Origin of the sequence: Brevibacillus dissolubilis, from assembly GCF_006170445.1 — a bacterium.
GTDB classification, from domain to species: Bacteria; Bacillota; Bacilli; order Brevibacillales; family Brevibacillaceae; genus Brevibacillus_B; species Brevibacillus_B dissolubilis.
The window spans coordinates 15,146-40,119 of the sequence record NZ_VCNA01000016.1 but is presented as its reverse complement, the minus strand read 5'-3'; the positions used below and the strand labels follow the sequence as shown (position 1 = coordinate 40,119).

The window sequence follows — 24,974 nt, the reverse complement described above, 5'->3', positions numbered from 1 at the left end:
TGAACATACGGATCGGAATAGAAAAAGCCGGGACGCGGCCCCTCATCAAGGGAGGGAGCGCTTCCCGGCTTTTTGTCTGACCAGCCACTTGCGTAGAACCCAAGGCACGACGAACATGATGAAAAAGACGCGGAACAGCTGGTAGCTGCTTACAATCGACAGATCAGCATGGACGGTATGTGCGGTGATTCCCATCTCGGCGACACCACCAGGAGCGGTACTGAGGAAGGCGGTCGGAAGCGAGATATGGTGCAGTGACGAGAGTAGGATCGCGATGACCACGGAGACAAGCAGCAGTACGATATTGCTGAGGGTGGTGAGCGTGCCTACTTTGCCGAATTGCTTCAAGTTATTGATCTTGAGTGTAAGACCCAGATACGTGCCGACCATTACCTGGGAAATGATGATCAAAAGAGGCGGCAATGGTGGAGCAGGGATGTTGGTCATGATAATGGTCAGTGCGGTGGTCAACAGCGGGCCTGTGATGAGTGCGGCAGGCATATTGATCCGGTGAGCCAGCCATGTGCCGATTGGGACGACGATCAGGAAGAGCAGGAGTTGTGACCAGAACGGAATCATGGATCGAAGTTCCGGTACCGTACCAGCATCTGTTGTGGCAGCAGTGGCAGTCGTTACGGCCGAACCGGCTTCAGTGTGAAGCGTACCTGCACCTAATCCAGATACCAAGCCTTCCGCCAGCCCACCTATGCCATGCACAGTCAGGAGGGGCACGATAAAAATCACGGCGAACAATCGGATCGTCTGCATGAACGTCACGACGGTCGTATCTGCGTCCTCTTCTTCTTCGCTGAGCAAGACGATATGCGACAGACCGCCGGGGATACTGCCGAACACACCGGTTACCGGATTGATCCCTGACTTTTTGGCGACCCAGTAGCCCATCGAGACACTGAGGACCACGACCGTGACCGTTATCAACAGCATATAAGGTGCTTGAATCAGAATCTGCCATGCCGTATCACGGGTAAAGGAAGTGCCAAGCATATAACCGAGAAAAAGAAATGAGATCGTACGAAGCAACGGGGGCGCATATAATGGACGCTTGGTCATCCCGCGCCAGATCATGACAGCGGTGATAGAGCCAAGCATCCAAGAGAGAGGGACGTTCAGCCAAGTGAACAGCAAGGCGCCCACTAAAGCAACGAGGTAAGTCTCAACACCCCGCAGCCAGGGAGACTGAGAAGATCTGGTTCTCATGATGAATAACTCCTTATCCAAAGGGTGACATATTACTTTTATCTTTTAACTATCTTTTATTTTACTATACTTGAAACGGTCATTGTCTTTTGAATTGTTCATTTGGATCATACTTGCTTCCGCTGATGGGCAGGGCTTTCTCATGCTCCCCCGCTTTTGCTATAATGGGTGGGACAAACGTACTTATCACTTACTTTGATGGAGAGAAGGGTATTTTGCTATGATCCCGCGTTATATTGTCAACTTTGACTTAAAGCAGTTGCCACGGGAAAAGACCGATGTGGTTGTGATCGGCGGGGGCATTGCGGGTCTCTACACAGCATTGGAAATCAGCAAATATGCAAATGTTGTCTTAATCAGTAAAAAAAGTCTGGATGACAGTAATACACGATGGGCGCAGGGTGGGATCGCTGCAGTGACAGCGAAGTCGGACTCACCTGCGCTGCATCGTCAGGATACATTGATTGCGGGAGCGGGTCTTTGCTCGTACGAGGCCGTTGAGGTGCTCGTACATGAGGGACCGGATCGCTTGAAAGAATTGATCGAGTATGGAACGGAGTTTGACCGTGACGCTGAGGGCCAGTTTGAGCTGACCAAAGAAGGCGCACACAGCAAACGCCGCATTCTGCATGCTCGTGGGGATGCGACAGGGGCGGAAATCGTCCGTGCGCTGTCGGTCAAGGCGCGGGAGAGCGAACGGATTACCGTGCTGGAGAATCATTTTGTCGTCGATGTGGTGACCTCCAAGGATGAATGCGTCGGAGCGCTGGTGATGAAGCCGGACGGGGAGATGTATTTCCTTGAATCTACCGCGACTGTGCTTGCCACGGGCGGAGCGGGACAACTGTACCGCTATACGACCAATCCAGAGATTGCGACTGCGGACGGGATTGCCATCGCGTATCGGGCCGGGGCAAAGATCAAGGATGTCGAGTTCATCCAGTTCCATCCGACTGCCTTGTATTACCCAGGGGCGCCGCGCTTCCTGATCTCAGAAGCCGTGCGCGGGGAAGGTGCGATCCTGCGCAATATCAACGGGGAGCGCTTCATGGAGCAGTACCACCAGCAAAAAGAACTGGCGCCCCGCGACGTCGTAGCACGCGCGATCGTCTCCGAGATGGAGAAGACCAACTCGTCCTATGTCTATCTCGATATCACGCATGAGTCGGAGGAGCTGATCAAGCACCGTTTTCCGACTATCTATAAATACTGCTTGAAATACGGCTTAGATATGACCACAGACTGGATTCCGGTAGCACCAGCCTGCCACTATATCATGGGCGGAGTCAAAACCGACCTGAACGGCGAGACCTCGACACCGCGCCTTTTTGCCTGCGGAGAGGTCTCCTGCTCAGGCGTACACGGGGCGAACCGTCTGGCCAGCAACTCGTTATCCGAAGCGGTGGTATACGGTCACCGGATCGCCGAGCGGATCAAAGAACTGCAGCCACACGAACAGGTATCTGATCTCTGGTACGAGCAAAAACGCAGCGGCAAAACCGTTAACACGATCCAACAGCGCCTCAAGCTGCAAAAGCTGATGCTCCGCAACGTCGGCCTCAAGCGTCACGAAAAAGGTCTGCTCAAAGCCATTGAAGAGATGGAACGCATGTTGCGTTATTTTGAGGGTGATTACCACGGGCGGGAAGCGTTCGAGTACCTCAACCTGCTGACCAGCGCGCTGTTGACCACCCGTGCTGCCTTGATCCGTGAAGAGAGCCGGGGCGGGCACTACCGCGACGATTTCCCGAAAAAAGATGACCTGATCTGGCGCAAGCACATTATTCAAACCATTGACGAAGGTGTACGAGAGGAGAACAACCAACCCGATGATCTGGAATAAACGTGAACTCCAACAAAAAATCGAAGAGTGGCTGCGAGAGGACGTAGGCTACGGGGACATCACCACGATGACCACCATCCCAGCTGATGAGCAGGGCACAGGAATCCTTTATACAAAAGAAGCTGGGATTATCGCAGGTCTTGATGTGGCTGAGCTGGTTTTTGCTGTGGTCGATCCAACGCTTACTTTTACCAGAAAAGTGGAAGAGGGTACATTCGTAGACAAAGGCGTGCAGATCGCCGAAGTCACAGGCTCTGTCCAATCCCTGCTGGTCGGCGAGCGTCTGTCGCTCAACCTGCTGCAACGTCTATCCGGTATCGCTACCCGCACGAGCGAATATGCCAAAGCGATCGAGGGCACCAAGGCTCGCGTCGTGGATACACGCAAAACTACACCAGGGCTTCGTCTGCTGGAAAAATACGCGGTACGTGTGGGCGGCGGTCATAACCACCGTTTTGCCCTGTATGATGCCGTGATGATTAAGGACAACCATATCAAGGGTGCAGGCAGTATCACCCAAGCCGTACAGGCAGCGCGTGCAGCGATTCCGCACACGATGAAAATCGAGGTGGAGACCGAATCCCTCGAAGAGGTGCAAGAAGCACTGGCGGCAGGAGCGGACATCATCATGCTGGACAATATGCCAAACGACATGATGCGTGAAGCGGTCGGGATGATCGGCGGACGTGCGATCGTAGAAGCATCCGGTGGGGTCAACTTGGAGACGATCCGTGGAATCGCAGAGACCGGTGTTGACGTGATCTCCGTAGGTGCGCTGACCCACTCCGTCAAGGCGCTCGACATCAGCTTGGACTTGAACCAACGCAAACGCTAAACGCCATACATAGCCATATGTAAGAGCAAAAAGGGGATTAGACGATCATGCTGCTGGTCATTGACATAGGAAACTCCAATATCGTACTCGGTCTGTATAAGGGCGAGGATCTGACCCATCATTGGCGCATCGCCACCGACCGGAACAAGACAGAAGACGAGTACGGTATGCTGGTCTACAATCTGTTTTTGAGTGTGGGGCTTCGTCTCGACCAAGTGGACGGCGTGATCATGTCATCGGTGGTTCCGCCGCTCAACAAGACGATTGAGCGGATGTGCCTGAAATATTTTCATAAAAAAGCGCTCTGCATCGGGCCTGGCATCCGCACCGGGCTTAATATCAAGTCAGAGCATCCGCGCGAAGTCGGTGCTGACCGAATCGTCAATGCCGTGGCCGCACTGCATGAATATGGGGCACCACTGATCATCGTCGATATGGGGACGGCTACGACCTTTTGCTATATTGATGAGCGGATGCAATATTGGGGCGGGGCAATTGCGCCGGGGATCGGGATCTCGACCGAAGCACTGGTCAGCCGTGCAGCCAAATTGCCACGGATAGAGATCACCAAGCCATCCTCTGTGGTCGGACGCAACACCATCGCTTCGATGCAGTCGGGGATTTACTATGGCTTCGTCGGTCAGATCGAGGGAATCGTGCGCCGGATGAAGCAAGAGGCATCGGCCAATCCGAAGGTCGTCGCTACGGGTGGCCTCGCGAGGCTGATCGCGGATGGGACGGATAGTATCGATGTGGTAGATGAAAATTTGACGCTCAAGGGGCTTCGGCTGATCTATGAGCGCAATAAGAGTTCGTAATCTCATAAGGACGCCAAAAAAGCCGGTTTTCCCGTACAGGAATTCCGGCTTTTTTGTATTTTTACGTCAATTTGTAGTCAATGGGTAGCTCAATCATCCGCAGATTATTCGCCAGCAGTTTGGGCAGATGCAGCAGCATCAGCAGACTTTTTAAATTCAGGTTTGCCATAGCCTTTGTTCTCCACCATTTCTGTTACACGGGTTTCCATGTCGGTCTTCATCTCAGCTGCTTTTTCAGCGGTAAGCTTGCCGTCTGTCACAGCTTGGTCCAGGCGTGCTTGGTGTTCGCTTACGAGCAGATCGATCACCGCTTGCTTGGTTACACCTTGTGCTTCCGCGATTTCAGCGAGGGACTTGCCGGATTGGAGCTGTTCTTTCAGCGCGTCTTGGTCGAGGTTGAGCAGAGTTGCCAGTTCTTCGCTTGCGAAGCCACCGTGACCGCCGAAGCCGCCGTGTTCACCGCGATCCAGACCTGTTTTTTCGATCATTTCAGTAGCTTTGGTGGCGAATTGGGTTTTCATCTCAGCAGCTTGTTCGGAAGTGAGCTTGCCGTCTGTTACCGCTTGGTCAAGGCGTTCGCTGTTTTGTTTGGTAAGCAGATCGATCACTGCTTGTTTGGTCACGCCTTGTGCTTCTGCGATCTGAGCGAGGGATTTACCAGCTTGGAGCTGTTCTTTCAGCGCGTTTTGGTCGAGGTTGAAGAGAGTAGCCAGTTCTTCGCTGTCAACGCCGCCACGTCCGCCGAAGCCGCCGTGTTCACCTGGGCCGCGATCCAGACCTGTTTTTTCGATCATTTCCGTTGCCTTGGTAGCGAATTGGGTTTTCATTTCCGAAGCTTGCTCGGAAGTGAGCTTGCCGTCTGTTAGGGCTTGGTCAAGGCGCTCGTTGTTTTGTTTGGTGAGCAGTTCGATCAAGGCTTCTTGGGTTACGCCTTGTGCTTCTGCAATCTCGGCGAGGGATTTACCAGCTTGGAGCTGTTCCTTGAGTGCTGCGTCATCGAGGTTGAGCAGAGTGAGCAGCTCGGTGTTGTTGCCGCCGATTGCGCCTTTATTGAAGCCGCCGCGGACTTTCATGTCACCCATTTGTTTTTGACCGAGACCCCAAGGTGCTTTCGCCGTTTGGACGGTGCTGGTTGTTGCTTGGTCAGTTGTGGTGGTGGCAGCAGCGCTTACCCCGCTGATTCCTGCTGTAAGTACGAGTGCTCCGAGTGCGGACAAGATAGTGAATTTTTTCATCATGATTATTCATCCTTTCAGGTGGTTGGTTTTATTTGTGTTTGTGTGTTTGTCTTGCTTACAGGTATTAGTTTAGACCCCGGTTCTTAGCTTTTTCTTTACGAGTTCTTATGTGTTTCTTAAAAGATTGTGTAAAACTCATGGAAAGGAGTGGAAATGCCTGTTTACCATGATTCAACACACGAGCGGCCAGGGTAAGTATGCATGCAGGCACTTATGACGCTTCAATCGGGGCGCCCATTTTAGCTGATGGTACAAGGAATATGTAACACTTTGGAATTCTGAACCGTCTATAACGTAGGGTATGGCCAATCTTTGGCTGTTCGATTATTCGTTACACCAACAGCGATCATTCATGATGATAAGGGATAGAGTGCATAGAGACCGATAACGGATAGAAAAAAAGGAGTGAGAAGCGAGATGTTAGGGAGCGTGACAAAAGTGGCAGTAGGTATCGCCTTGATCGGTTCGCTGTCAGGCAACAGCAAGGTATCCGTCAACGAAGAAAAGCGACTGGACGGCCGTGAAGTCAGAAGCGTGGAGATCGTCACCGACATGACATCCATCCAGCTGACGGCCAGCGAAGATGAGAACGTCCGCGTCCATTTTCATGGAGACGTGAGCGAGGAATATAAGGATAAGCTTGTGTTTACGGCTGAGCAGGTAGGGAACCGGCTGGAGGTCAAGGCAGTGCTGAGTGATGATCGGGCTGGCACGGAGGGGACTCCGGATCATGCGGTGAATACGCGGATTGATATTGCGTTGCCGAGTAAGATGTATAAGAAGTTCAGCATTGCGAGCCAGACGGGGGAGATTAAGCTGGCGACGAATATCCAGGCGGGGAAATGGGAGATGAAGACGGAGACGGGGAAGATTACGGTGGATGTGGTGTAGGGGGGAAGTCAGGAGTCACAAAAAATAAGAATATATCTTGCACCCATTTCTCTCATATAAACTTCACCATGTAAGTACGATGGTGGAGTTTTTCTTTTATGTCCATGACATCTTATCAGTATGGATAGAGTGAGGCGTGAAAGGCTTCTATCTTTGGATAAGATGAAGATAAATGTGGGACCGATCGAAATCCAATTATGACAGGAGATATGTTAAAGACGATGATATATCTGATGAGAGCTTGGCTAATCCTATTTATCCTCAAATATTAGAGCTGGAAGTGATGTGTGGAAAGACTTCCTAAAGTAAAAAAAGACCCTCCGTGATAGGGGGTCTTTGGTTTTCCGAATCATAGCAGGGCGGCGTATCCTGATCTCTTGTAACCTGCCAAATGCAGGCGCGTGGGGAACCTTTCCCACCTCAATGATTCGGTTTATTTATGATATTGCTGTTTGATTCTAATCATGCATGTCATGTTACATTTCAATCATAACATTTACGAAGTACCCTTGCAATATCGTAGGAAACGGAAAGAGCATTTAGAGACTTTAACTGTTGCAGACAGTTATTCATAGGGCTTTAATCTGCCCGAACGTAGCCTTTTTTGTACCTTATTTTCTGCATTTTTTAAATCATAAAAAGTGGAGATGAACAAGTACCCGGATGGATCTATTTTAATGGCTAGAAGGATAGAATCAGAAATCTGCTTTACCAACTCTATGCTGTTTGGTTCTTTTGGGTTTTGTCCTATGTAGTCTGGATTTTGAATGATATCAGGAATATGTTGATGATACAATTCCCAAATGCCAGGGTGTCTTTTCTGAACGTGTTTTTTTAAGCCGGGGTACATCCAGACATGTGGAGACATTTGATAGTCTATCCCTAATATTTGGTTGATTTTTGCAATATCCAAAATCCCAATGATTTGACGCTCAGTTGACTCATATTGTTTTGTAACTGTCCCCATATAAACCGCCCTTCCCTACATGCAATTACACTACGATTGAGTTGAGTAATTGTAAGTTAAGAATAACTCCCATTAAATGATTTTTAGATCTGATAACTCCTTTCGTCGCCTAAATAAACAAAAAGAGGACTACTTATCGGCAGGTTTCATGCCAATAAATAGACCTCGGGTACTCCGTAAGTCAACATACCATTGCCAATATTAAAATTGTATTTTCAGGATAAGAGAAAACACTTAATTCAGCAAATACCTATTTTTGTCCCAAGCGATACCGATTAGAGGATTATCGCTTTTTTTGTCCCAACGACTTGGCGTACGATAGGCACAGTTGATTTTCCCCTTGTAGAAATTCTATGAAAGGAGGCGCCTATCTATCATGCCAAGCAAAACCCCAGTCATCCACCCCATCCGTCTCATCGCTGCCCTGATCTTTGCACTCGCCGTGGCTCTCGGATCGTATCATCTGCTCAAGCCACACACTTTTACCTACGTCAAACTCCGCGATGATGTCAACGTTGAAGGCGGCATGCCGCTTCTGCCCGAGCAAGTCGAACAGGCTGTCCTGACTCTGGGGGGTCTATTCCCCGATAAAAGCCCGCCTCTACCCGGTCTGATTGCTTGGGAAGATACAGCCAAACTCGACGGTCTTACCTTTGCCCGCTCGCTCAAAGGCGGTGTACCGCTGATGTGGAACGACTTGAACATCAAGGGACAGAGCTCGTTGGATGAGAGCCTGCACGACACCCAGACAGGTATCAGTATCCCTGTTGATAATATCACAGGAATATCCCCACACCTGACCGCGGGAGATCGGGTACATATCTATGCCTCTTTTGAAAATGAAGCAGGAGCACACACAGGTCTGCTGCTAAAAGAAATGCCAATCATCGCCCTGCAAAGAGAGATGGACGGTGAAGTGCCACAGTTGACGGCCGTTACCATCGCCCTGCAGGTCAACGAAGCTGTGCTTCTGACACATGCTCTGCACTACGGAAAAATCAGATTAAGCAAGGCCCCACTGAGAGATGGAAAGGTAGAAGCAGGCATCGGCGATTACACGTTTGCTTCGGCCTTGCTCAAAACAAACAAACGTTGGAGTGACGGGGAGGGAGCAGAATGATTCAAGCGGTATCGACGGGAAAAGGCGGGGAAGCCGTGCGAGTTCTTTTGATTCATCTGGGGATGAACAAGTCGGATCAGACTCAGATCGACAACAAGTTGAGTGAGGACGAAACTCTTATAGAAAAGTTGGAAGCGTGCAACCATCTCGCAGTCTGTGGTAAGGTGGGAAGCTACCACGAGATTGTGCAAATGGTAAAGCAGTGTCGTCCTGACATGGTAATCGTTTACCCGACGGCAAATATTTCGCTCGGCGTACTTTGTCAACAAATCCGAGTTACGTTTCCTGAACTGGTCTGCCTTGTCGTGTGTGGAAAAGAATATGCGCATTGGGAACCGATTTTGCAGAACATCGGGCTTTGGACGATGGTTCCGCCTGTTACGGTGGAGAAGCTGGATGTATTGGCGAGGGAGGTGCTTGGGAAGGCGGATTCTTTGCCAGTGAGAGCAAGTCAGGAGGAGATGGAATCGGGGTTACAGATGGGGGCAACAGGGGAGCCAGAGCAGGATAAAAACATAACGCAACAAGTGCAGGTACTGGAGATGGAACGAGTGGAAGGGTCGGGTGAAGGACAAGATGCAAAATATCATGAGGAGCCATTATCCAAGCTTGCTGCTGTACATAACTCTGTTCTCACCATGAATCAGCCATTCATTCCACAATCCAACGTTATAGCCTCCAAAAGACAAGAATCTAACACACAGATCATCCAATCAATCAAACCCCATGCCAACGCACCTTTTAATCCCACTGAACCTGGACCCGCTGTCTCACCCAAGCATTTCATCACCGTATATGGTCCAAAGGGCGGTGTCGGTAAAACCTTTCTCTCCCGTGAACTGGCAGTCTTTTTTGCTTCACACGAAATCACACAATCCCGCCCCAAGGTGCTTGCTGTCGACTTCAACCTCGACCTCGGGACATTTGCCACATCACTCAACCTCGCACGCACACCAAATCTGTTTACATGGGTGCAACAGATCGACCAGCAGCTAACCGATCTTATTTACGCAGAAGGACAAGACCCCGCGTCTATCACCCATGATCAACTTCAAGCATACTGTACCCGTCTGCCGTTTACCCCAAGTGAAATAGCCGACTATATCGTTCACCACACCGAATCAGGCCTCCATGTCCTCACATCCCCGCGTGAAATTCGCCACAGCTTTGACATCAAAGACTATCACCTCTACCACATTCTTGAGACCTTAAAACGAAGCGACTATGACATCATCCTGCTCGATACAGCTCCAGATACCACTGATGCAACAATCCAAGCGCTCTTTTTTGCGGAACGGGTGGTGATGGTCGGCAATCCTGTAGTAGATGCAATTGAAAATATTCAACGCATGCTAAAACTCCTCCGCGAGGCCGACTATCCCGAAGAGCGTATTCAGATCTGCATCAACCGCCTGCAACGAAAAGAGATGTTCACTCTCGATGAAATGAGAGCCTATTTTCAACTGCATCCCAACAAGCAGATCTATACCATTCCGGATGACACCGAGGTCAAGCGATCTTTGAATATAGGGAAGCCACTGATGCTTTCATCCGGCAAGTCTCCATCTAAGGAGGCGATTGCTGCCCTGGCCCGTTCACTCGCGCCCAGTCTGTTTGATGGTGGTGCGGAAGGAAACAAGCAAGACACACAGGCGGGTAAGAGCAAGAAAAGCTTTTCTCTGTTTAATCTTTTTGGCTAATCCGAAAAGTCTTCAGAACGCTAGAAAGGAGCATCTCCATGACCTTTTCCCGCAAAAGTCTGCTTGGTCTCGGTCAGCAGACAGGACGACAGCCGATTGACCTGCGCCATACTACCAGCGATGCAAAACGCGCCCAACAAAAGGCGGGGGGATGGCTGCATGATGAGAACGACTCTGCCCACACCAAGCCACAGCATTTAACCAGCGACCAATCCGCACAGGTCAAAAAACAGATGGTGGAAAAGTACGGTCGCAAGCTGTGGGAGGAGAAAGCTGACCCTGCTTTTTTACATGAAATCTCCGAAAACCTCCGTCTGCTCATCGAAGCGCAGGCCCCGCTCACCACCAATCAGATTGCTGCAGAGACGCATCGGTTACTGCACGAATTAACGGGATGGGGCCCGCTTGATGAATTGTTGGATGACGATGATATAACAGAAATTTTGGTGCACCGCCATGATTATGTCGTCGTCGAGAGAAAAAGCTCAGGCAGGCTTGAGCCTGTGCCCGGAAAGGTTTTTCATGAAGAGCCTCAGCTGTTGCGGCTGATCGAACAGATCGCGGCAACGATGGGGCGGGAATTTAATGAAACAAAAGCCGAGTGCAATACCCAGCTGCCCGATGGTTCGCGGATTGCTGCAACGCACCGGTCGATTTCTCCAGACGGTCATATGCTGACCATCCGTAAACACCGTGACCTGCTGACAGAGGCCGATTATCTTCGCTATGGCTCTGTGTGCCAACCGATGCTCACTTTTCTTCAATGGGCGATTGGACTGGCCCGTTGCTCTGGGCTTGTCAGCGGCGGGACTGGTTCGGGGAAAACCCATCTGTTGAACCTGCTGTCGCAGTATATCCCCAAGCACCTGAGTGCGATCACGATTGAAGACGTGCTGGAGTTGAAGCTGCAGCACCCGTATGTCCGCCGTTTTTTAGCCAAGCCGCCTAATCATGAAGGAAAAGGCGGATTCTCGATCCGGGACTGTGTTCGTCTGTCTCTGCGAAAACGGCCAGATGTCATTATTGTCGGGGAATCACGTGGCGGGGAGATCATCGACATGCTGTGGGCCATGAACACCGACCATCCGGGCAGCTGGAGTACGGCACATGCCAACTCCCCCCGGGCGCTGGTGGATTCTACTTTGCCGATTTTATTTGGAAAAGCTGATGAGACCTATAACACGGTAGAGCGAAATCTGATGATTGGTTCAGCTCTTGATCTGATCGTACAGGTCAAGCGTTTTGAGGAGGACGGTAGCCGCAAAATAGTAGCAATTACAGAGGTAGTTGGCACGGGGGAATCACACGAAGACTGGATTCGTCATACCTGTGGAGTGGAGCAGGTTGTCCCTCATCGTGTTTATTTGCAGGATATTTTCGTGTATGAACCGTTGGGAGTGGTAGACGGTAGAGTGACAGGACAGTTCAAGTGGACAGGCTATATGCCAGAGCGACTTGTACAAAAATGGCGGGCCAAGGGGTTAAAAGATGAGCAGCTGGAGGCAGTATTTTTCGCTGATCCCATTCGGATATAGGGGGAGTTTATGATTGATTTAATCATCACGTTGTTTTTGGCGCTCACTCTCGGTGTCAGCGGAGCGTTTCTGTTTTTACCGACTAAAAAAGCAACATGGCTTCAAGACGAACCTTTGCACGATACCATCATGCAGATGCAAAAAAGGCGGAAAACCCCAATTGAACGTTTAGCGCTTCGGCTGCAACAGGCGCAAGTCAGTCTTTCGGTTACCCGTTATTTTGCTTTTGCTTTGACATCCGGGCTTGTTACCTATTTCTTTACCGGGCTGATTTTGCAGTCATGGTGGCTTTCTTTGCCTGCTTTGCTTGCGGGGATCTTGTTTACGGAGCGGTTTGTCAGCATTTTGCGGGTGAGGTACCGGGAGCGGTTTGAGGAGGGAAATGTCCGTGCCTTGCGGATCATGGCGAGTTCGCTTCGTACGTCGCCTTCGTATCTGCATGCTTTTGAGCAGGTGGCGCAGAGTCCTTTTGTAGATAGTCGGGTGGCTACGGAATATGGGCGGTTGGTGGAGTTTTTGCGGGGACAGATTCCACTGGAGACGGCTATGCAACACATGTTTCAGCGGACAGGCTCTGCTGATATCGCCTATCTTGCGACGATTGTTCAAGTACAGCGTCAACTGGGCGGAGACATGGCAAAAACTCTCGATTTGGCATCCGCCACCATTATCCGTCGCAAGCAGGCACAGCGCAGGCAACGTGCCACGATGTCACAGGTGCTCGCACAGGTGAACATGCTGAGTGTGATGCCTTTTGTGTTTGTGGCGATTCTTTATTTTAATAACCCGCATCATTTTGAACCGCTGACTCAGGCGGTGTGGGGTCGGTTCGCGATGTTGGGATCGTTTCTGTCTATTATTTTAGGCGGCGAGGCCATCCGCTATATGTCGCTCAATCCGTTGCAAAAGGGAGGGGAAAAAGCTTGATCATCGCTCTTTTGCTCGGCTTATCGGCTTGTTTATTTGTGTTGCCGTCTTGTTTCCTGACAGAAGCAGATACCAAAAAGCAGTTGACGTCGAGGATTGAGGTGGAGCAGTCGGCACGGCTGGATCATTTTTTTGCTAGGCAAACCAGGTCTCAATGGTGGCTTGTCGGCTACTTGCGCAGGAATAAGCCGTTAGCAGACAAGTTGATGCAGAGAGTCGGCTTGGACAAAAAAGGTATGGAGCTGCGTCTGTCCCGCCTTCGATGGAATATCGCAATGGAAGAGATTCTTTTGGCTAAATGCATAGGAGGTATATTGCTTATCCCCAGTGTTGCTGTAATAGCCTGGTTTCTTTTGCATGGGGAAAAAGTGGGTATCGTGCCGTTGCTGCCACTCTTTTGTGCTTTGCTTGTCTATATGCTCCCTACGATTTTAATCGAAAAAGCAGACAAGCAGGCGCAAAACGAAATACGGGAGCAAATCCCGTTGTTTTTCAGCATTATTCAGGCTTTGGTTGAGGCCGGAATGCCAATCCATACGGCTATACGGGCGACTGCGGCCAGATATTCAGGCAGACTTGGTCAGGAGATGGCAATGCTCGATATCGAGGAGAGACAGTACGGCAATTGGCGAAAAGCGTTGGAGGAGATGGCGTTTCGCTGGGATGTTGATGTTTTGATTGCGCTCGTGTCAGAAATTAATGAGGCGATGACCAAAGGTGTTGCGATTGCCCCGCTGCTGGCTGGACAGGTCGAGGAACAGCTTCGCCTGCAAGAAGACGAGATGACCGATTACGTCAACAAAATGAGTATCCGACTACTGCCGATTTTGATTATTTTCATGGGTGTTCCGTTGCTGTTCCTGGTGATGGGACCATCTTTTATGGGCATCAAAGCTACTCTTTGAAATTTATTTGCAGAGGGCTCTGTCTTTTGCGAAGCTAAAAGTAACCCAATCAAAAAGGAGGAAGGTATATGCAGGCAAGCGCGTATCTCAGTCGTTTTTGGCAGGAGGAAGAAGCGGTTACGATTGTCGAGATGGTCATTATCATCGCGGTCATTTTGATTTTGCTGATCCCGACGTTGGCGGAACTCGGTTCGACCCAGGATGAGAAAATCAAAGAGCTGAAAGAAAAAATCAGCAAATGACGACGGTAGTTGAGCAGGCGGTCTTACTATTGTTGGCGGTAGCAGCGGGATTCGATATACGTTTTCGTAAGGTTCCCAATCTTCTGGTTTTTACTGCCATAGGTCTGGGATTACTGTATCAACTGGTGTCTGGCTCGTTCCTTGAAGGAGTGTTAGGGCTGTTGGCAGGCTTCATGCTGGCTCTGCTCCCTGTGCTGACAGGCGGGATGGGGATGGGGGATCAGAAGCTTTTGATGGCGATAGGGGCTTGGACGACTGCTTCTGTGATCTATACGTTATTTACCCATTCACTGTTGGCTGGATTACTGATATGGCTCTGTTTTCCCCGTGCTTGGATACATACAGCGCAACATCTGCGCACATTTTGGATTGGCTGGTTGGCTCATCGGCGGCTCTGGCTGCCCGATCAGGAGAATTCGGCTCTTAGCATACCGTATGCTTTTTGCCTGTTCCTGGCCGACGTGTGGCATGTTTGGGTGAAGAGTCATTATGCCACCTAGCATCCTGAAGCGTTTTTGGCGTGAGGAGCGGGGGAGCCAGACGATTGAGTTTGTTCTGGTGTTTCCCATTCTGTGGTTTCTCTTTGCCTTTTCTGTCGATCAGTTTACGATCCTCTACAACAAGCAAAAAGCCTTGGCTGCCGCGTATGAAGCAGGCCGTTTCGCCGCGACCCAACCCAATTTTGGCTTAGCCAAATACTATGCCAGATTGAAAGGCGAAAAGGAATTGGAGCAGGCAATCGGGCTACAAAGAAGTGACATCGAACTGTTACCAGACGGAAGATGGCGCAAGGGCAATCATGTCGAGTCCCGCGTCACGGTGACGTTTCCCTCGCTTGCAACTGGCGAGGTGCATAGCTTGCGCGAATCCTATTTCATGATGATCGAGAATGCGGGGGATTAGGATTTTCTATGACGATGATGATCCATGGCAGAGCCATCTTACATCGATTTATTGCCGACGAGCAGGGGACGATTCTGCCTGCTGCGCTTTTTTTCTGGATTTGTATGGCGGGGTTTGTGTCATTGCTGTTGCTGATTGAACAGGCTGACCTGACTGAGATGAAAACCCAGCAGACGGCAGACCTGATTGTCAGAGGGGCGCGTTATGCCGGTGAGGGTGTTTATGTGACCAAATCAGGAGAGGAGAAGCGACGCCTTTTTGCTACCACGGAGGAGGGACAGCATTATAAAGCGGAGCTGATCCGGGGAGCGAGGGAAGAAGCGGAAATCTTGCTCAGGTACAATCAGGCCGGGCTTCTCTCAACAGTGGATTCCATGCGGATTGACCACCAAAAAGGGGAGCAGGGATCTTTGTACTACCAGGGAATTTATCACGTTGCTGTGGAAGTGAAGAAGCAGACAGACCTGTTCGGGAGGAACACGGAGTTGAAGTTTAGGCGAACAGCCCAAGCAGAAATCGAACACTAACAAAAAAATCCATAAATCGACACATTATTACATTTTTCTGCTTTTTTTGTCCTAAATTGTCGTGTTAGGTTAATAACCGATAAAAATTTAGGACAGGAGTGAGAGGCAAAATGCCATCAACAATCATCGCCAAATACCAAAAAATCCTCGACGGAGAGCAAAAACGTTTCTCGCCATACGAATTCGAAGACGTGCAATACCGCAAGCAAAAAGTGCAAATGATCCTGCGATACGCCATCGAGCAGGTAATGCATTGGACTCCCGAGCAGGCCCGCGACCTAATGACCTATGAAGATGCTAAAGACTTGAAGCTGTTTCTCCTAAACGAGTACATTGAACCACCGATTGAGGCCAAGATGACAGATGTCTACTACATGGTAGATTACGCTTATCCGTATCTGCCGCGTCCCAGTGAAAAAGAAAAGGTTTTGTGGGTGTACAGAGAGGTACTGGAGGGCAAGCGCCGTCACTTCCCGCAAAATTACTTCCAAAGCCTGAAAGGAGAGGAACGAGCGAGAATCTGCTTTGATCACCTCTGCCATGACATTCTCAAAATACGCGATAAACGAAATATCCCAGCTATATTTTCTAAAACCGATCAAGCGCACCAAATCCTCAGAAAGTACAAGTTGAAAATCTTGATTGACAGCTTGTACTTTTCTCCTTTTGATATGGTGACAAATATTCACCATGAACTGACACACCCTGCACTATGGCAGCGTGAAATCAAAATACATATCAGCTAAAAAATGATGTCTTACTATACTTATTGATGTAATTATATGTAATATTTACAAAATAAAGGAGTGGAGTAAACCGTGTTAGTGCAACATCCTTTTGAACTAATCGAACAATCCATGGAGCAGAATTGCGGGCTGTTGGACAAAGAAACGATCAAACAGATGTTTATCGACTATGTATTCGAGACGTATCAGCCGAAAGTAGTCGGAAAGTATGGACTGGATGCATTCTATGAGCATCTGCAACAGCTCAAGCTTGTTCACTGCCGCAGTGATTTTGATGAAGCAGTGGAACAATGGTTTCAGGCAAAATACCATCGGCAAAAGCAAGGGAAGGGATTTCACAAACAGCTTTTTGAGCTGGTAAAAGAGGTCGTAAGTCTCCATCAACCGGTTACCCGCAAGCAGCTGGTTCATGCGTTTATCGACTTTTTAACGACGCCGACCAGCTTCATGGCTAGATGGCGGAGCGAGAAAAATGAGAAAAGCGGTACCACTTTCTTGTATTATCGCCATCTCGACCGCTTGGGCATCCGTACGTATCAAGACATCGAAGAACTGATCGACTCTTATCTGCTAGGAAATCCAGATACCTTCAAAGAGGAGCACCAGCGGTATTTATCACAGCAATCCAGCCGCAGAGGAAGACCGCAGAATATCGAGCTCTCGCTGCTGTTTCAAAAGGTCTCTGAAATGAAACCGGAATTGACACAGCGGGAAAAAGACCGCATCCGCAAAATCTACTACTACCACCGTAAAACACTTTCAACCCATGGAATGGTGCAAAAGTTTTGTAACTACGTTCTCACCAAATCCAATAAAAATAAAATTCGCAGGTAAGCCAGCATGCATCGCGATCTACAGCGTTTCGTCACAACATTCCGCGATCTGGAGCAAAAGGATCATGTGCCAAATGAAGAGGAACGGCAGCATTTTTTGCAGCTGAAGGAAAAGTTGGCGACCACCATGCTGCAGGAAAAAGCAGACACTGTACTGATCCAGCGTGTAATTGCTGTCGCCAGCTTCTATCCGCAGGCAGGGGCCACGTTCCTTGCAAGCAACTACGCATGTGCCCAATCGCAGCTGGGACTTCATGTCACACTCTGCGAATGGCCCCAGGTTACATCTTATCTCTACTTTGCTTTGAATGGAGAGAAGCGAGGCGTTAAAAACGGATCACAGGCAGATGTTCTGAAACTGGGTTCATTAAAAATCTATATGAAGCCCCCGACAGACAACGTGATTACTATGACGTCCGAGCAGGTTATGGCCTGGTTTTTCACACACAGCAAATCTTCCTCGCTGTTTATCATTGATCTCTCATCTAACTGGGATGACGAAGCTGTAGGAACAGTATTGGAATGGGCTGATGAAATTTGGTTTGTAATAGACAGCGATTTACCCCGCCTTGCCAAGCGATTACTTACTGTACCCTGCCCTGAGGTCTGGCGTAACGACCCAGGCAAAATCCGTATCATCGCCAACCGGTGGAATCCATCTCTAGCAAAAGTTCATGTTAAGAAACAAATTGAAGCAACGATATCAATGTGGGCACAGGGAGAGGCAAAACGAAAGATTGAGCACACCATTCCTGTTATCGATCCAGATAAAGTCAGTCAAGCGATGCTCGCAGGTAAATTATTTACCGAATGTTTTCCAGAAGAAAACAAGCAGTTTGAACAACTGACGTTCTTCTAAGACAAGGAGAGAGGCGATGAAGAAAAAGACTCTGCTGGTCATCAGCACTTTGTCATTTGCGTTGGCGGGAGGATGCTTTTACATGGCTACCCTTTATCTTGATTCACTGGTGCAGGAGAAGCTCTTTGCAAAAGTGGTAAAGGTAGCGCAAGGAAGGCAGATCGCACCCTATCAGCCCATAACCCGTGAGGATGTAGCACTCGTACAGGAAGAGGCTGACGAACTACAGACAGGCTCCTTCCAACGGCTTGAAGATGTAGTAGGTAAAATGAGCATCCAAACCATGTTTTCAGGTGAACAGGTGCTGACTCAAAAGCTCCGTGATCACTATTTGCTTCCGGTGAAAGGTTATGGGCGTTATGAATTTCCGCTGTCTATCATGATGCCGGTGACAGAGCTGCGACGGGGTGACTTGGTAAAGGTTTGGGTGCGCTATAAATCTCAAGCCGAACTGCAAACGATGCCGGCTCCGGCCCATTTTAAAAAGACAGACCCTTCGGTGGACCTGTTATTTGAAAGTCAGCTGGTCACAGTAAAAGACAGCAATGGATCTGAGGTCTACACAATCAAACCACAGCTGATGCCGGATGCCAAGGAAATGAATCAGACATTTTTTCAGGGATCTCAGCCTAAGAAAAACAATGATGCGGAAAAGCGCTACTGGGACTATCGGTCACAGCCTTCCGCTTTACCTGCATTCATTGGACTTAACTTAAATGACCAGCAATATGCCATGCTGACCGAGGCATCACAGTATGGAACGATCCAAATCGGTCATATAACCGTTTCAAAGGAGGGGAAAAGCTCTTGAAAACTGTTGTCTGTTATCCGATGAGGTCACTTGTTTGGGGGTTTATTCCCCCAGAATTTGAAGTGCTTGCTGTTGATGATGATTCTACTTTTTATCTACAGGTCATCAAATACCAACCGAAGCTGGCTGTGATGTTTACGGAGGCGTTCCGACAGCCTGTGTGGGATTGGGTACCGGCCTTGTCACTTTGTCTTTCTGATGAGATTCGTAAGGTAATCATTCCATTGCATCAAGACGAAGCATTGGTGCAAGAGATTGTCACCCGCAAACAAATCCCCAATACGTATGTACTTTCAGCTAGCCTCTCTCATGACGAAATTCATCAGCAACTCCGTTTGTTGACCAATTTATCAACGGCCTCAGTCGCCAAAAATATGGAAGTAAGGGAGACAGCACAGCAAGGAAGGGTCTTTTCTCTGATCGGTGCCGGCAGTCCTGGTATTACAACCTTCTGTATCAACTTTCCATTGCTGCTCGCTAGACAATATCCGCATAAAAGAATTGCAGTCATTGATATGAACATCCAAAAGCCGGATCTTTCATCGTTTTTTCAGCTTAGCAAGCATCAGTTGGCACGTTTTCGTCCTGATTTGATTGATGCCCGGCAAGCGAAAAAACGGGATTGGTTGGCATTGTGTAAACCAAGTGAGTTTTCCGAAAACCTTTTCTATGCCAACGCTGCTGCAGCATGGCGCAACTACGAATTAAACATGCTGCTGGATGTACTGCGGAGTCATTTCGACTTGGTCTACTTGGATTGGGGCAATATTCTGCCGCAACGGGAGATGATGCACCTGCTGTTGCGGGAGTCGGATCAGACGATGCTGTTTACACGTCCAGACCCTTTTAATCTTCACCTTGCCGCCAAGTTGATAGAACAGTACAAGAATCCAGCCTACTCTCTACAGCTGATCGTAAGCCCGTTTCATAAGGAAGAGATGAGTCTGCGAAAAATAAGTGAAACGGTTGGGGTCTCCGTCTCACAATTCATTCCATACGTAGAAGAAGGGCGTCTGATTCAATCCCTGCAAAGCCGCAGTATTTTGGTGCAAGAGTTGTTTCCGCCTAAAACCTATACGAACGGACTAAAAATGTTTATCCGGGAAGAACAGGCATGGGAAGGGGTGCCCCATTCGAAATGAAGCCAGAAGTACGCCAATGGAATGCCAAGGAACTGCAGAATGTAGAAGATATCAAGCAGGCAGCCAGAGACTATCTGAACCATTATGGCACGACGAAGGAAGAAAAGTTGGAGATGCAACGGATTTTAGCACTTGCTGAACAGGGAGACCGCCAGAGCCAAAACCATATCATCTTGCGGGTGAAGCATTACTTTGAAGAAATTCTGAATCGCCCTGTTACCGAAGAAATTTTGCCCTGTGTCAACGCGTATGAAGGAATTACGTTTGCCACCTATGGCTGGGGCATTCTGGATGTGGTTCTCCAACTCTCTCCATTGATCGAAGAGGTTCGAATTACCGCCCATAAGCCAGTCGCTTATTTAGAAGGCGGGGTCAAAAAGTTCCTGCCTTATCAACCTTCATGGCAGGAAGTTGAAGTTCTCCAACAAAAATTAGCCAACGCCGCCGGTCTCACTTTTCACGAGAAAAAGCCAAGATTGAGCGGCTATCTGGATAAGCTAAAAGCCAGATTGACCATGTTTACCTTTCCTTATTCCCGGATGCCTACAGCGATTGTACGGAGATTTACAACCACCACTTTTTCGCTGGATCAACTGCGCCTGCAATCTTACCCTACTTTTGATGAAAGAGTGCAGCTTCTGCTTGAGCAACAGGTATTTGGAAGAAGCAATGTTCTTGTCATCGGACCCATGGCTGCTGGGAAAACCACATTAATGATTTGTATGCTCAAGCTAAAAGACCCCAATACAGATTACATCACGATCTACGAAAGTGAGCATGAGATGCGTTTTGCAGATGTCTGGCCGGGGGAAGTGATTGAACTGCAAAATGTTGAGGAAATCGGAATTGATCTCGCCAACAGCTTCAAGGATATTTACCGTTCCACTGCCAATACGGTTCTGATCGGGGAAATCCGTGAGCCGATTGAAGCCTATCATTTCGTCAATGCAGGAATTCGGGGCACAGATGCAACCATTGCCGCATTACATGAGCGATTTCCTGATAAAGCCTTAAACGACTTGACCGACCTGGTGTTTCAATACGGGGGGCGAAGCATTGAATTGACTCAGGAGCGCATAACCAGGGCTGTCACGTTCATCAACTCACTCAAGTATCGTAACAATGGACACCGTTTCATTGATGCGATTTACACGACCGAATGGAATGCCCTGATGCAACGGGCAGAAACCGTTCCACTCGTCTTACTCAATCATGTCACGGGACACTATGAATGGACAGGAAAGCAACTGGCTGGGGAATTAGTGGAATACATGCTGTACATGGGAGGGGCCGATTTAGAAGTACTAAAATGTCTGGGTTTAACCGATCTGGGGAGGATCGTATGAGCGGTTTTGCCAACGGTGTTACGGGGTCTATGAGAGGGACGGGAATAATCGGTGCCACGGAAATCAACGAAGTTACCGGAAACATCGGATTCACTGAATTTGGAACAAGTGAATGGCTCTTAATACCGATGACTCTGCTCCTCTTCATCGGGCTGATAACCTCTGGAGCTCTCCTCCATCAGACTGTCTCAGCACCCAAAATCCTTTATCCCAAGACACTATCCATCCTTCGGCAAAAAATGCTTAGTGACAAAAATGGCCGCTTCATCTATCACCGCTACCTTATCTGGTGCAGTGTAACGGGGAGTAAAGCGACACCGGAAGCATATTTGGCTATATCCATGGTTGGAGCAACAGGTGGTTTTCTCTTCGGCTTGTTGTTTTCCAATATCCTCGTTTCCCTGTCTCTGTTTCTCCTGTTTTTCTTATCGCCATCGCTGATTCTGTATGCCCGCTATACGGTGTTGATCAACCGAATGATCCGATCCTTCTGTACCTTTGTTGACCTCTTTGCCCGGCATTACAGCAGTCGTAAAAATATCGTACTGGCGTTTCGTGATATGTTGGGAGACTGCCCGAAGGAGTTACAGGCTGAATTGATTTTACTAAGCAATACGTTAAGTGATGGGGGAAACCCGGTAAAAGCAGTGGAGGCATTTGCGGATCGGCTTAATCATGATTGGGCGCGGGACTTTGCCACCTATATCATGAGTGGTTTGGAGGGGGAAACAGCCGATATTCAGTCGTCACTTAACCGGCTGACGAATGAGATGTATATCGAGCAGGATGAAAGAGAAGAAAGAAAAAGTGAAATCTACGCCATTTGGATCAGCCTTGTGATTGTGATCATCATCTGCCTGCTCCTTATCCCATACAACCAGTCGCTTTTGCCAGACTCCTACCGTTTGTACTTTTTCACAGCAGATGGACAGGCTCTGTTAGCGATGGCAGTAACGACGTGGTGTTTATCTATCCTGCTTGCCTTTATCTGGGGGAGGAGGCACGGATGATTCCTACTACTTTGGTGTATCTGTTGCTCGTTTTCAGTGCTTTTGGTCTGTTTGTCTGCTTTGTCTCAGCAGGTATTTTTCTGGCGCAACGAACCAGGCAAAAGTACCTTTTCCCCATCGGGCTTTGGCGGCAATGGAGGCAGCAACTTGATAAGACAGCCGATGAACCATGGGACAGTCTTTTGGGACGGGCTGGTTATCCCTTTCACTTCGGTAAAGCAGAATGGTTGGCGGTTCAATGCATCTTGGGGGTTGTCATGTTTTTGTTATTGATCATTTGGCAGATCTCCCACCCGGACCATTCGCTTTCTCTTATCTGGCTTTGCTTGCTTCCGAGTCTGGCATTTTTCGCGCCCTATTGGTTCTTGCGCTGGTGGGCCGATTACAGGGAAGAGATGCTTAGTACCGATATTGCCCGATTCATCAATCGCTATGTGACCCTGTTGGAGAATCAGGTTCCGCCCTATGTGGCGATGGTGAAAGCGGCAAGACCGACCAAAAAGCTGAAGCATTGCCTTCCAAGCCTCTCCGAATGGAATAAAGACCGTTACGAAGCCTTAGAGAAACTAAAACAAATACTTGGTACAGATGACGGTATGATCCTGGTTTCCAATATGCGTACCATTGAGCAGCTTCCATCCGATCTTGTCTCTGTTACGCTCAACCGTTTGGAATGGGTCGTGGATCAGCGCCGGCGGTTTCGTCAGCGTAAAAAAATCAAGTCGCTTGGCCTCGCCTACAGCCTGATTGTCTATCCGGCTTTTTACATCGGGCTGATCGTTGCTATGTTTCCCTGGTACAAATTGCTGACGGAGATTCTGGACAAGTATTTGGTTTAATCAAAGACTCACCAATCTTCATCATGAAAGGGAGTTCACTTGTAATGACAAAACTCTTCGCGATTTTCGCTTGTCTGGTGTTTACCCTTGGCATCATCGTGGCCAGCGTCGGGACTGTGAACTACGCGATTATGAAAGAGAATGGTCTGCGAAATAAAGCGATTCAAAACATTGATCAAGCAATTCCTGCGAATCCTACTAATTGAGATGGAGAGTGACCAATTATGAGTAAAATGTTCTTTATCTTTCTGGCTTGCGTAATGGTTCTTGGTATCGGGGTAAGCTCCTACGGCAACGAACTTTCTCCATCGGCGACGAATGCCGCTGAGCATATCGACACATCCATTACATCTCTCAACTACGACTCTTCAAGTGAAGTGGTTCGCTTTACCACACAAAACGGCACCCTATACAGCTCTGTCAATTAGGCGGTTGTAACGGGCCTCTATGCAAAATCTAATCACCTTTTTCTTGCTGCTCATCATGGTCGGTTCTCTTCTGACAGGATTCTGGGTAAAAGACCCGTCGCATCAGCTGCAACTCACCCAGGAAACCCGAATCAAACATACAACGATTCTCACCTTTCATTAAAGGAAACGTATTGGAGGTAATCAAACATTCTCAAACTAAAAACGTTTCTTATCTGCCTGACCGTGATTCTTTTTGTTTTTTCCATGACGGCAGCCGTCGAGATCTATACCTTGGAGCATTCTATGGCAAGAGGCTTTTTTACAGATATCATGGATGAGATGAGGGATGTAGGCTATCTTAGCCCAGAACTGAGAGCGTATTATCAGGCGGAAATGGAGCAGATGGGATGGGGACAGGCAGATGGAGACTTTTTTGCAGGCAGTAGTCCGCAGGCAGGATCAGAGCGGGCAAGAAAAAACCTTCAGGAACATGTCTCTCTTGTTCTGACGGTACAACCAACAAGGGTATCATCATGGATTCATTTATTCTGGGCAGGGGAGAGCCATTTTCGCTTTGCAGCAAGTCAACCTTCTGAATACTTTGAAACGGGGTGGTAGCTTGAATAAGATGATTTCTGTTTTAGCTGTAATGGTGTTGACTCTTCCTATATCGGTTAGCCTGCTTTTCAACGGGCCAGACAACCTGATGCAAGCAACCACCCGTTTCTTTCAGAGGTTAATGGAAGAAGCGGCTCGCTTTGGAACAAGTGGATGACCCAACTGATTACTACGCTTTTGTCGGTACTTACCTTGCTGGTTGTTCCACTCGGTGTCGTCCAAGTCCATACCGTTATGCAGATGAAGATGGAACTCGCAGACCTTAGCTTTTCTGTTGCCAAATTTATCAGCAACCATGGGGGAAGCAACGACCAAACTGTGGATTCATCTGTCCGCCAATTCATCCAAAACGAAATCGCTGCAAAACAGTACGATGGGCTTCGCGCTTCTGACATCGATTTTCAGATCAGGAGAAATCGTACGGCTAATCCGACGCTCTGGAGCCACGAGGATGAATTTACCCTGATGCTCAAAGCCACGTTTCCCCGTTTTTCCAACCTGTTCCCATATACAGAGGAGCAATACCTGACATCCGAACATAGCGGTACGGTTAACATCATGGAGTATGACATAACACCGTGATACAAGACATCCCACTATCCATACTGGCGCTGGGATCGTAAGGAGGCATTCCTACGGCTGTTCAACTGCTGACAATCTCAACCACTCTGCTCTTTCTTTTCTTCGGTCT

The 24,974-nt window shown here is 48.8% G+C and carries 29 protein-coding genes; 26 read left to right on the top strand and 3 right to left on the bottom strand.

What is annotated here, in order from left to right; translation table 11 throughout:
* Positions 1-45: 45 nt before the first annotated feature.
* Positions 46-1,218 carry an AbrB family transcriptional regulator gene (locus FGI41_RS22560; RefSeq protein WP_139492570.1) on the bottom strand — a complete coding sequence of 391 codons (1,173 nt, stop codon included), beginning with the start codon at positions 1,216-1,218 and terminating at the stop codon, positions 46-48.
* 220 nt (positions 1,219-1,438) lie between these two features.
* On the opposite strand from FGI41_RS22560, the gene FGI41_RS22555 reads away from it, so the two are divergent.
* The 3 genes from FGI41_RS22555 to FGI41_RS22545 are packed head-to-tail and all read left to right on the top strand — an operon-like array spanning position 1,439 to position 4,714.
* Complete coding sequence (locus FGI41_RS22555) at positions 1,439-3,061, top strand: L-aspartate oxidase (RefSeq protein WP_139492569.1); 1,623 nt, start codon at positions 1,439-1,441, stop codon at positions 3,059-3,061.
* Positions 3,048-3,896 carry a carboxylating nicotinate-nucleotide diphosphorylase gene (nadC, locus tag FGI41_RS22550; protein ID WP_139492568.1) on the top strand — a complete coding sequence of 283 codons (849 nt, stop codon included), beginning with the start codon at positions 3,048-3,050 and terminating at the stop codon, positions 3,894-3,896. The genes FGI41_RS22555 and nadC overlap by 14 nt, the downstream gene beginning before the upstream one ends.
* Before the next feature lie 47 nt (positions 3,897-3,943).
* Entirely contained in the window at positions 3,944-4,714 is a 771-nt protein-coding gene (locus FGI41_RS22545) for a type III pantothenate kinase (RefSeq protein WP_139492567.1), read from the top strand.
* A 104-nt stretch (positions 4,715-4,818) separates the two neighbouring features.
* Here FGI41_RS22545 and FGI41_RS22540 read toward each other — a convergent pair whose 3' ends face one another.
* Positions 4,819-5,952: a coiled-coil domain-containing protein gene (locus FGI41_RS22540; protein WP_139492566.1), complete on the bottom strand. Its 1,134-nt coding sequence runs from the start codon at positions 5,950-5,952 to the stop codon at positions 4,819-4,821.
* Positions 5,953-6,369: 417 nt separating this feature from the next.
* Between FGI41_RS22540 and FGI41_RS22535 the strand changes: the two genes are divergently transcribed.
* Positions 6,370-6,843: a DUF4097 family beta strand repeat-containing protein gene (locus FGI41_RS22535; protein WP_139492565.1), complete on the top strand. Its 474-nt coding sequence runs from the start codon at positions 6,370-6,372 to the stop codon at positions 6,841-6,843.
* A gap of 565 nt (positions 6,844-7,408) precedes the next feature.
* On the opposite strand, the gene FGI41_RS22530 is transcribed toward FGI41_RS22535, so the two are convergent.
* Positions 7,409-7,810: a PBECR3 domain-containing polyvalent protein gene (locus FGI41_RS22530; RefSeq protein ID WP_139492564.1), complete on the bottom strand. Its 402-nt coding sequence runs from the start codon at positions 7,808-7,810 to the stop codon at positions 7,409-7,411.
* A 376-nt stretch (positions 7,811-8,186) separates the two neighbouring features.
* Between FGI41_RS22530 and FGI41_RS22525 the strand changes: the two genes are divergently transcribed.
* The 22 genes from FGI41_RS22525 to FGI41_RS22430 all read left to right on the top strand — a co-directional run bounded on the left by FGI41_RS22525 (position 8,187) and on the right by FGI41_RS22430 (position 24,865).
* Complete coding sequence (locus FGI41_RS22525; RefSeq protein WP_139492563.1) at positions 8,187-8,930, top strand: RcpC/CpaB family pilus assembly protein; 744 nt, start codon at positions 8,187-8,189, stop codon at positions 8,928-8,930.
* Positions 8,927-10,630: a CpaE/TadZ family protein gene (locus tag FGI41_RS22520; RefSeq protein ID WP_255298605.1), complete on the top strand. Its 1,704-nt coding sequence runs from the start codon at positions 8,927-8,929 to the stop codon at positions 10,628-10,630. The genes FGI41_RS22525 and FGI41_RS22520 overlap by 4 nt, the downstream gene beginning before the upstream one ends.
* Positions 10,631-10,668: 38 nt before the next feature.
* A complete protein-coding gene (locus tag FGI41_RS22515; protein ID WP_139492562.1) occupies positions 10,669-12,165 on the top strand; it encodes a TadA family conjugal transfer-associated ATPase in 1,497 nt (498 codons plus the stop codon).
* A gap of 9 nt (positions 12,166-12,174) precedes the next feature.
* The gene (locus FGI41_RS22510) at positions 12,175-13,092 is read left to right on the top strand and encodes a type II secretion system F family protein (protein WP_255298604.1); all 918 of its coding nucleotides are present in this window, start codon (positions 12,175-12,177) and stop codon (positions 13,090-13,092) included.
* Positions 13,089-13,997, top strand: a complete 909-nt coding sequence (locus tag FGI41_RS22505) for a type II secretion system F family protein (protein WP_139492561.1) — start codon at positions 13,089-13,091, stop codon at positions 13,995-13,997. Before FGI41_RS22510 ends, FGI41_RS22505 begins: the two co-directional genes overlap by 4 nt.
* Before the next feature lie 68 nt (positions 13,998-14,065).
* On the top strand, positions 14,066-14,239 hold the full coding sequence (locus FGI41_RS22500; protein WP_139492560.1) for a pilus assembly protein: 174 nt from the start codon (positions 14,066-14,068) through the stop codon (positions 14,237-14,239).
* Positions 14,236-14,739: a prepilin peptidase gene (locus FGI41_RS22495; RefSeq protein ID WP_139492559.1), complete on the top strand. Its 504-nt coding sequence runs from the start codon at positions 14,236-14,238 to the stop codon at positions 14,737-14,739. Before FGI41_RS22500 ends, FGI41_RS22495 begins: the two co-directional genes overlap by 4 nt.
* A complete protein-coding gene (locus tag FGI41_RS22490; protein ID WP_139492558.1) occupies positions 14,729-15,142 on the top strand; it encodes a TadE/TadG family type IV pilus assembly protein in 414 nt (137 codons plus the stop codon). The genes FGI41_RS22495 and FGI41_RS22490 overlap by 11 nt, the downstream gene beginning before the upstream one ends.
* 8 nt (positions 15,143-15,150) lie before the next feature.
* The gene (locus tag FGI41_RS22485) at positions 15,151-15,669 is read left to right on the top strand and encodes a hypothetical protein (protein WP_255298603.1); all 519 of its coding nucleotides are present in this window, start codon (positions 15,151-15,153) and stop codon (positions 15,667-15,669) included.
* Positions 15,670-15,779: 110 nt separating this feature from the next.
* On the top strand, positions 15,780-16,415 hold the full coding sequence (locus FGI41_RS22480) for a DUF4046 domain-containing protein (protein ID WP_139492557.1): 636 nt from the start codon (positions 15,780-15,782) through the stop codon (positions 16,413-16,415).
* A gap of 72 nt (positions 16,416-16,487) precedes the next feature.
* Positions 16,488-17,249, top strand: a complete 762-nt coding sequence (locus tag FGI41_RS22475) for a hypothetical protein (protein WP_139492556.1) — start codon at positions 16,488-16,490, stop codon at positions 17,247-17,249.
* 6 nt (positions 17,250-17,255) lie between these two features.
* Complete coding sequence (locus tag FGI41_RS22470) at positions 17,256-18,107, top strand: CpaE/TadZ family protein (protein WP_139492555.1); 852 nt, start codon at positions 17,256-17,258, stop codon at positions 18,105-18,107.
* Positions 18,108-18,123: 16 nt separating this feature from the next.
* Positions 18,124-18,918, top strand: a complete 795-nt coding sequence (locus tag FGI41_RS22465; protein ID WP_139492554.1) for an SAF domain-containing protein — start codon at positions 18,124-18,126, stop codon at positions 18,916-18,918.
* Entirely contained in the window at positions 18,915-20,060 is a 1,146-nt protein-coding gene (locus FGI41_RS22460; RefSeq protein WP_139492553.1) for a CpaE/TadZ family protein, read from the top strand. Before FGI41_RS22465 ends, FGI41_RS22460 begins: the two co-directional genes overlap by 4 nt.
* Positions 20,033-21,406, top strand: a complete 1,374-nt coding sequence (locus FGI41_RS22455) for an ATPase, T2SS/T4P/T4SS family (protein WP_438358050.1) — start codon at positions 20,033-20,035, stop codon at positions 21,404-21,406. The genes FGI41_RS22460 and FGI41_RS22455 overlap by 28 nt, the downstream gene beginning before the upstream one ends.
* On the top strand, positions 21,403-22,416 hold the full coding sequence (locus tag FGI41_RS22450; RefSeq protein WP_255298602.1) for a type II secretion system F family protein: 1,014 nt from the start codon (positions 21,403-21,405) through the stop codon (positions 22,414-22,416). Before FGI41_RS22455 ends, FGI41_RS22450 begins: the two co-directional genes overlap by 4 nt.
* Positions 22,413-23,255: a hypothetical protein gene (locus tag FGI41_RS22445; protein ID WP_139492552.1), complete on the top strand. Its 843-nt coding sequence runs from the start codon at positions 22,413-22,415 to the stop codon at positions 23,253-23,255. Before FGI41_RS22450 ends, FGI41_RS22445 begins: the two co-directional genes overlap by 4 nt.
* 44 nt (positions 23,256-23,299) lie before the next feature.
* Entirely contained in the window at positions 23,300-23,461 is a 162-nt protein-coding gene (locus FGI41_RS25175) for a hypothetical protein (RefSeq protein WP_176560401.1), read from the top strand.
* 18 nt (positions 23,462-23,479) lie between these two features.
* A complete protein-coding gene (locus FGI41_RS22440) occupies positions 23,480-23,683 on the top strand; it encodes a hypothetical protein (RefSeq protein WP_139492551.1) in 204 nt (67 codons plus the stop codon).
* 285 nt (positions 23,684-23,968) lie between these two features.
* On the top strand, positions 23,969-24,283 hold the full coding sequence (locus tag FGI41_RS22435; RefSeq protein WP_255298601.1) for a hypothetical protein: 315 nt from the start codon (positions 23,969-23,971) through the stop codon (positions 24,281-24,283).
* 1 nt (position 24,284) lies between these two features.
* Entirely contained in the window at positions 24,285-24,440 is a 156-nt protein-coding gene (locus FGI41_RS25170; RefSeq protein ID WP_176560400.1) for a hypothetical protein, read from the top strand.
* A complete protein-coding gene (locus tag FGI41_RS22430; protein ID WP_139492549.1) occupies positions 24,437-24,865 on the top strand; it encodes a hypothetical protein in 429 nt (142 codons plus the stop codon). Before FGI41_RS25170 ends, FGI41_RS22430 begins: the two co-directional genes overlap by 4 nt.
* Positions 24,866-24,974 lie beyond the last annotated feature (109 nt).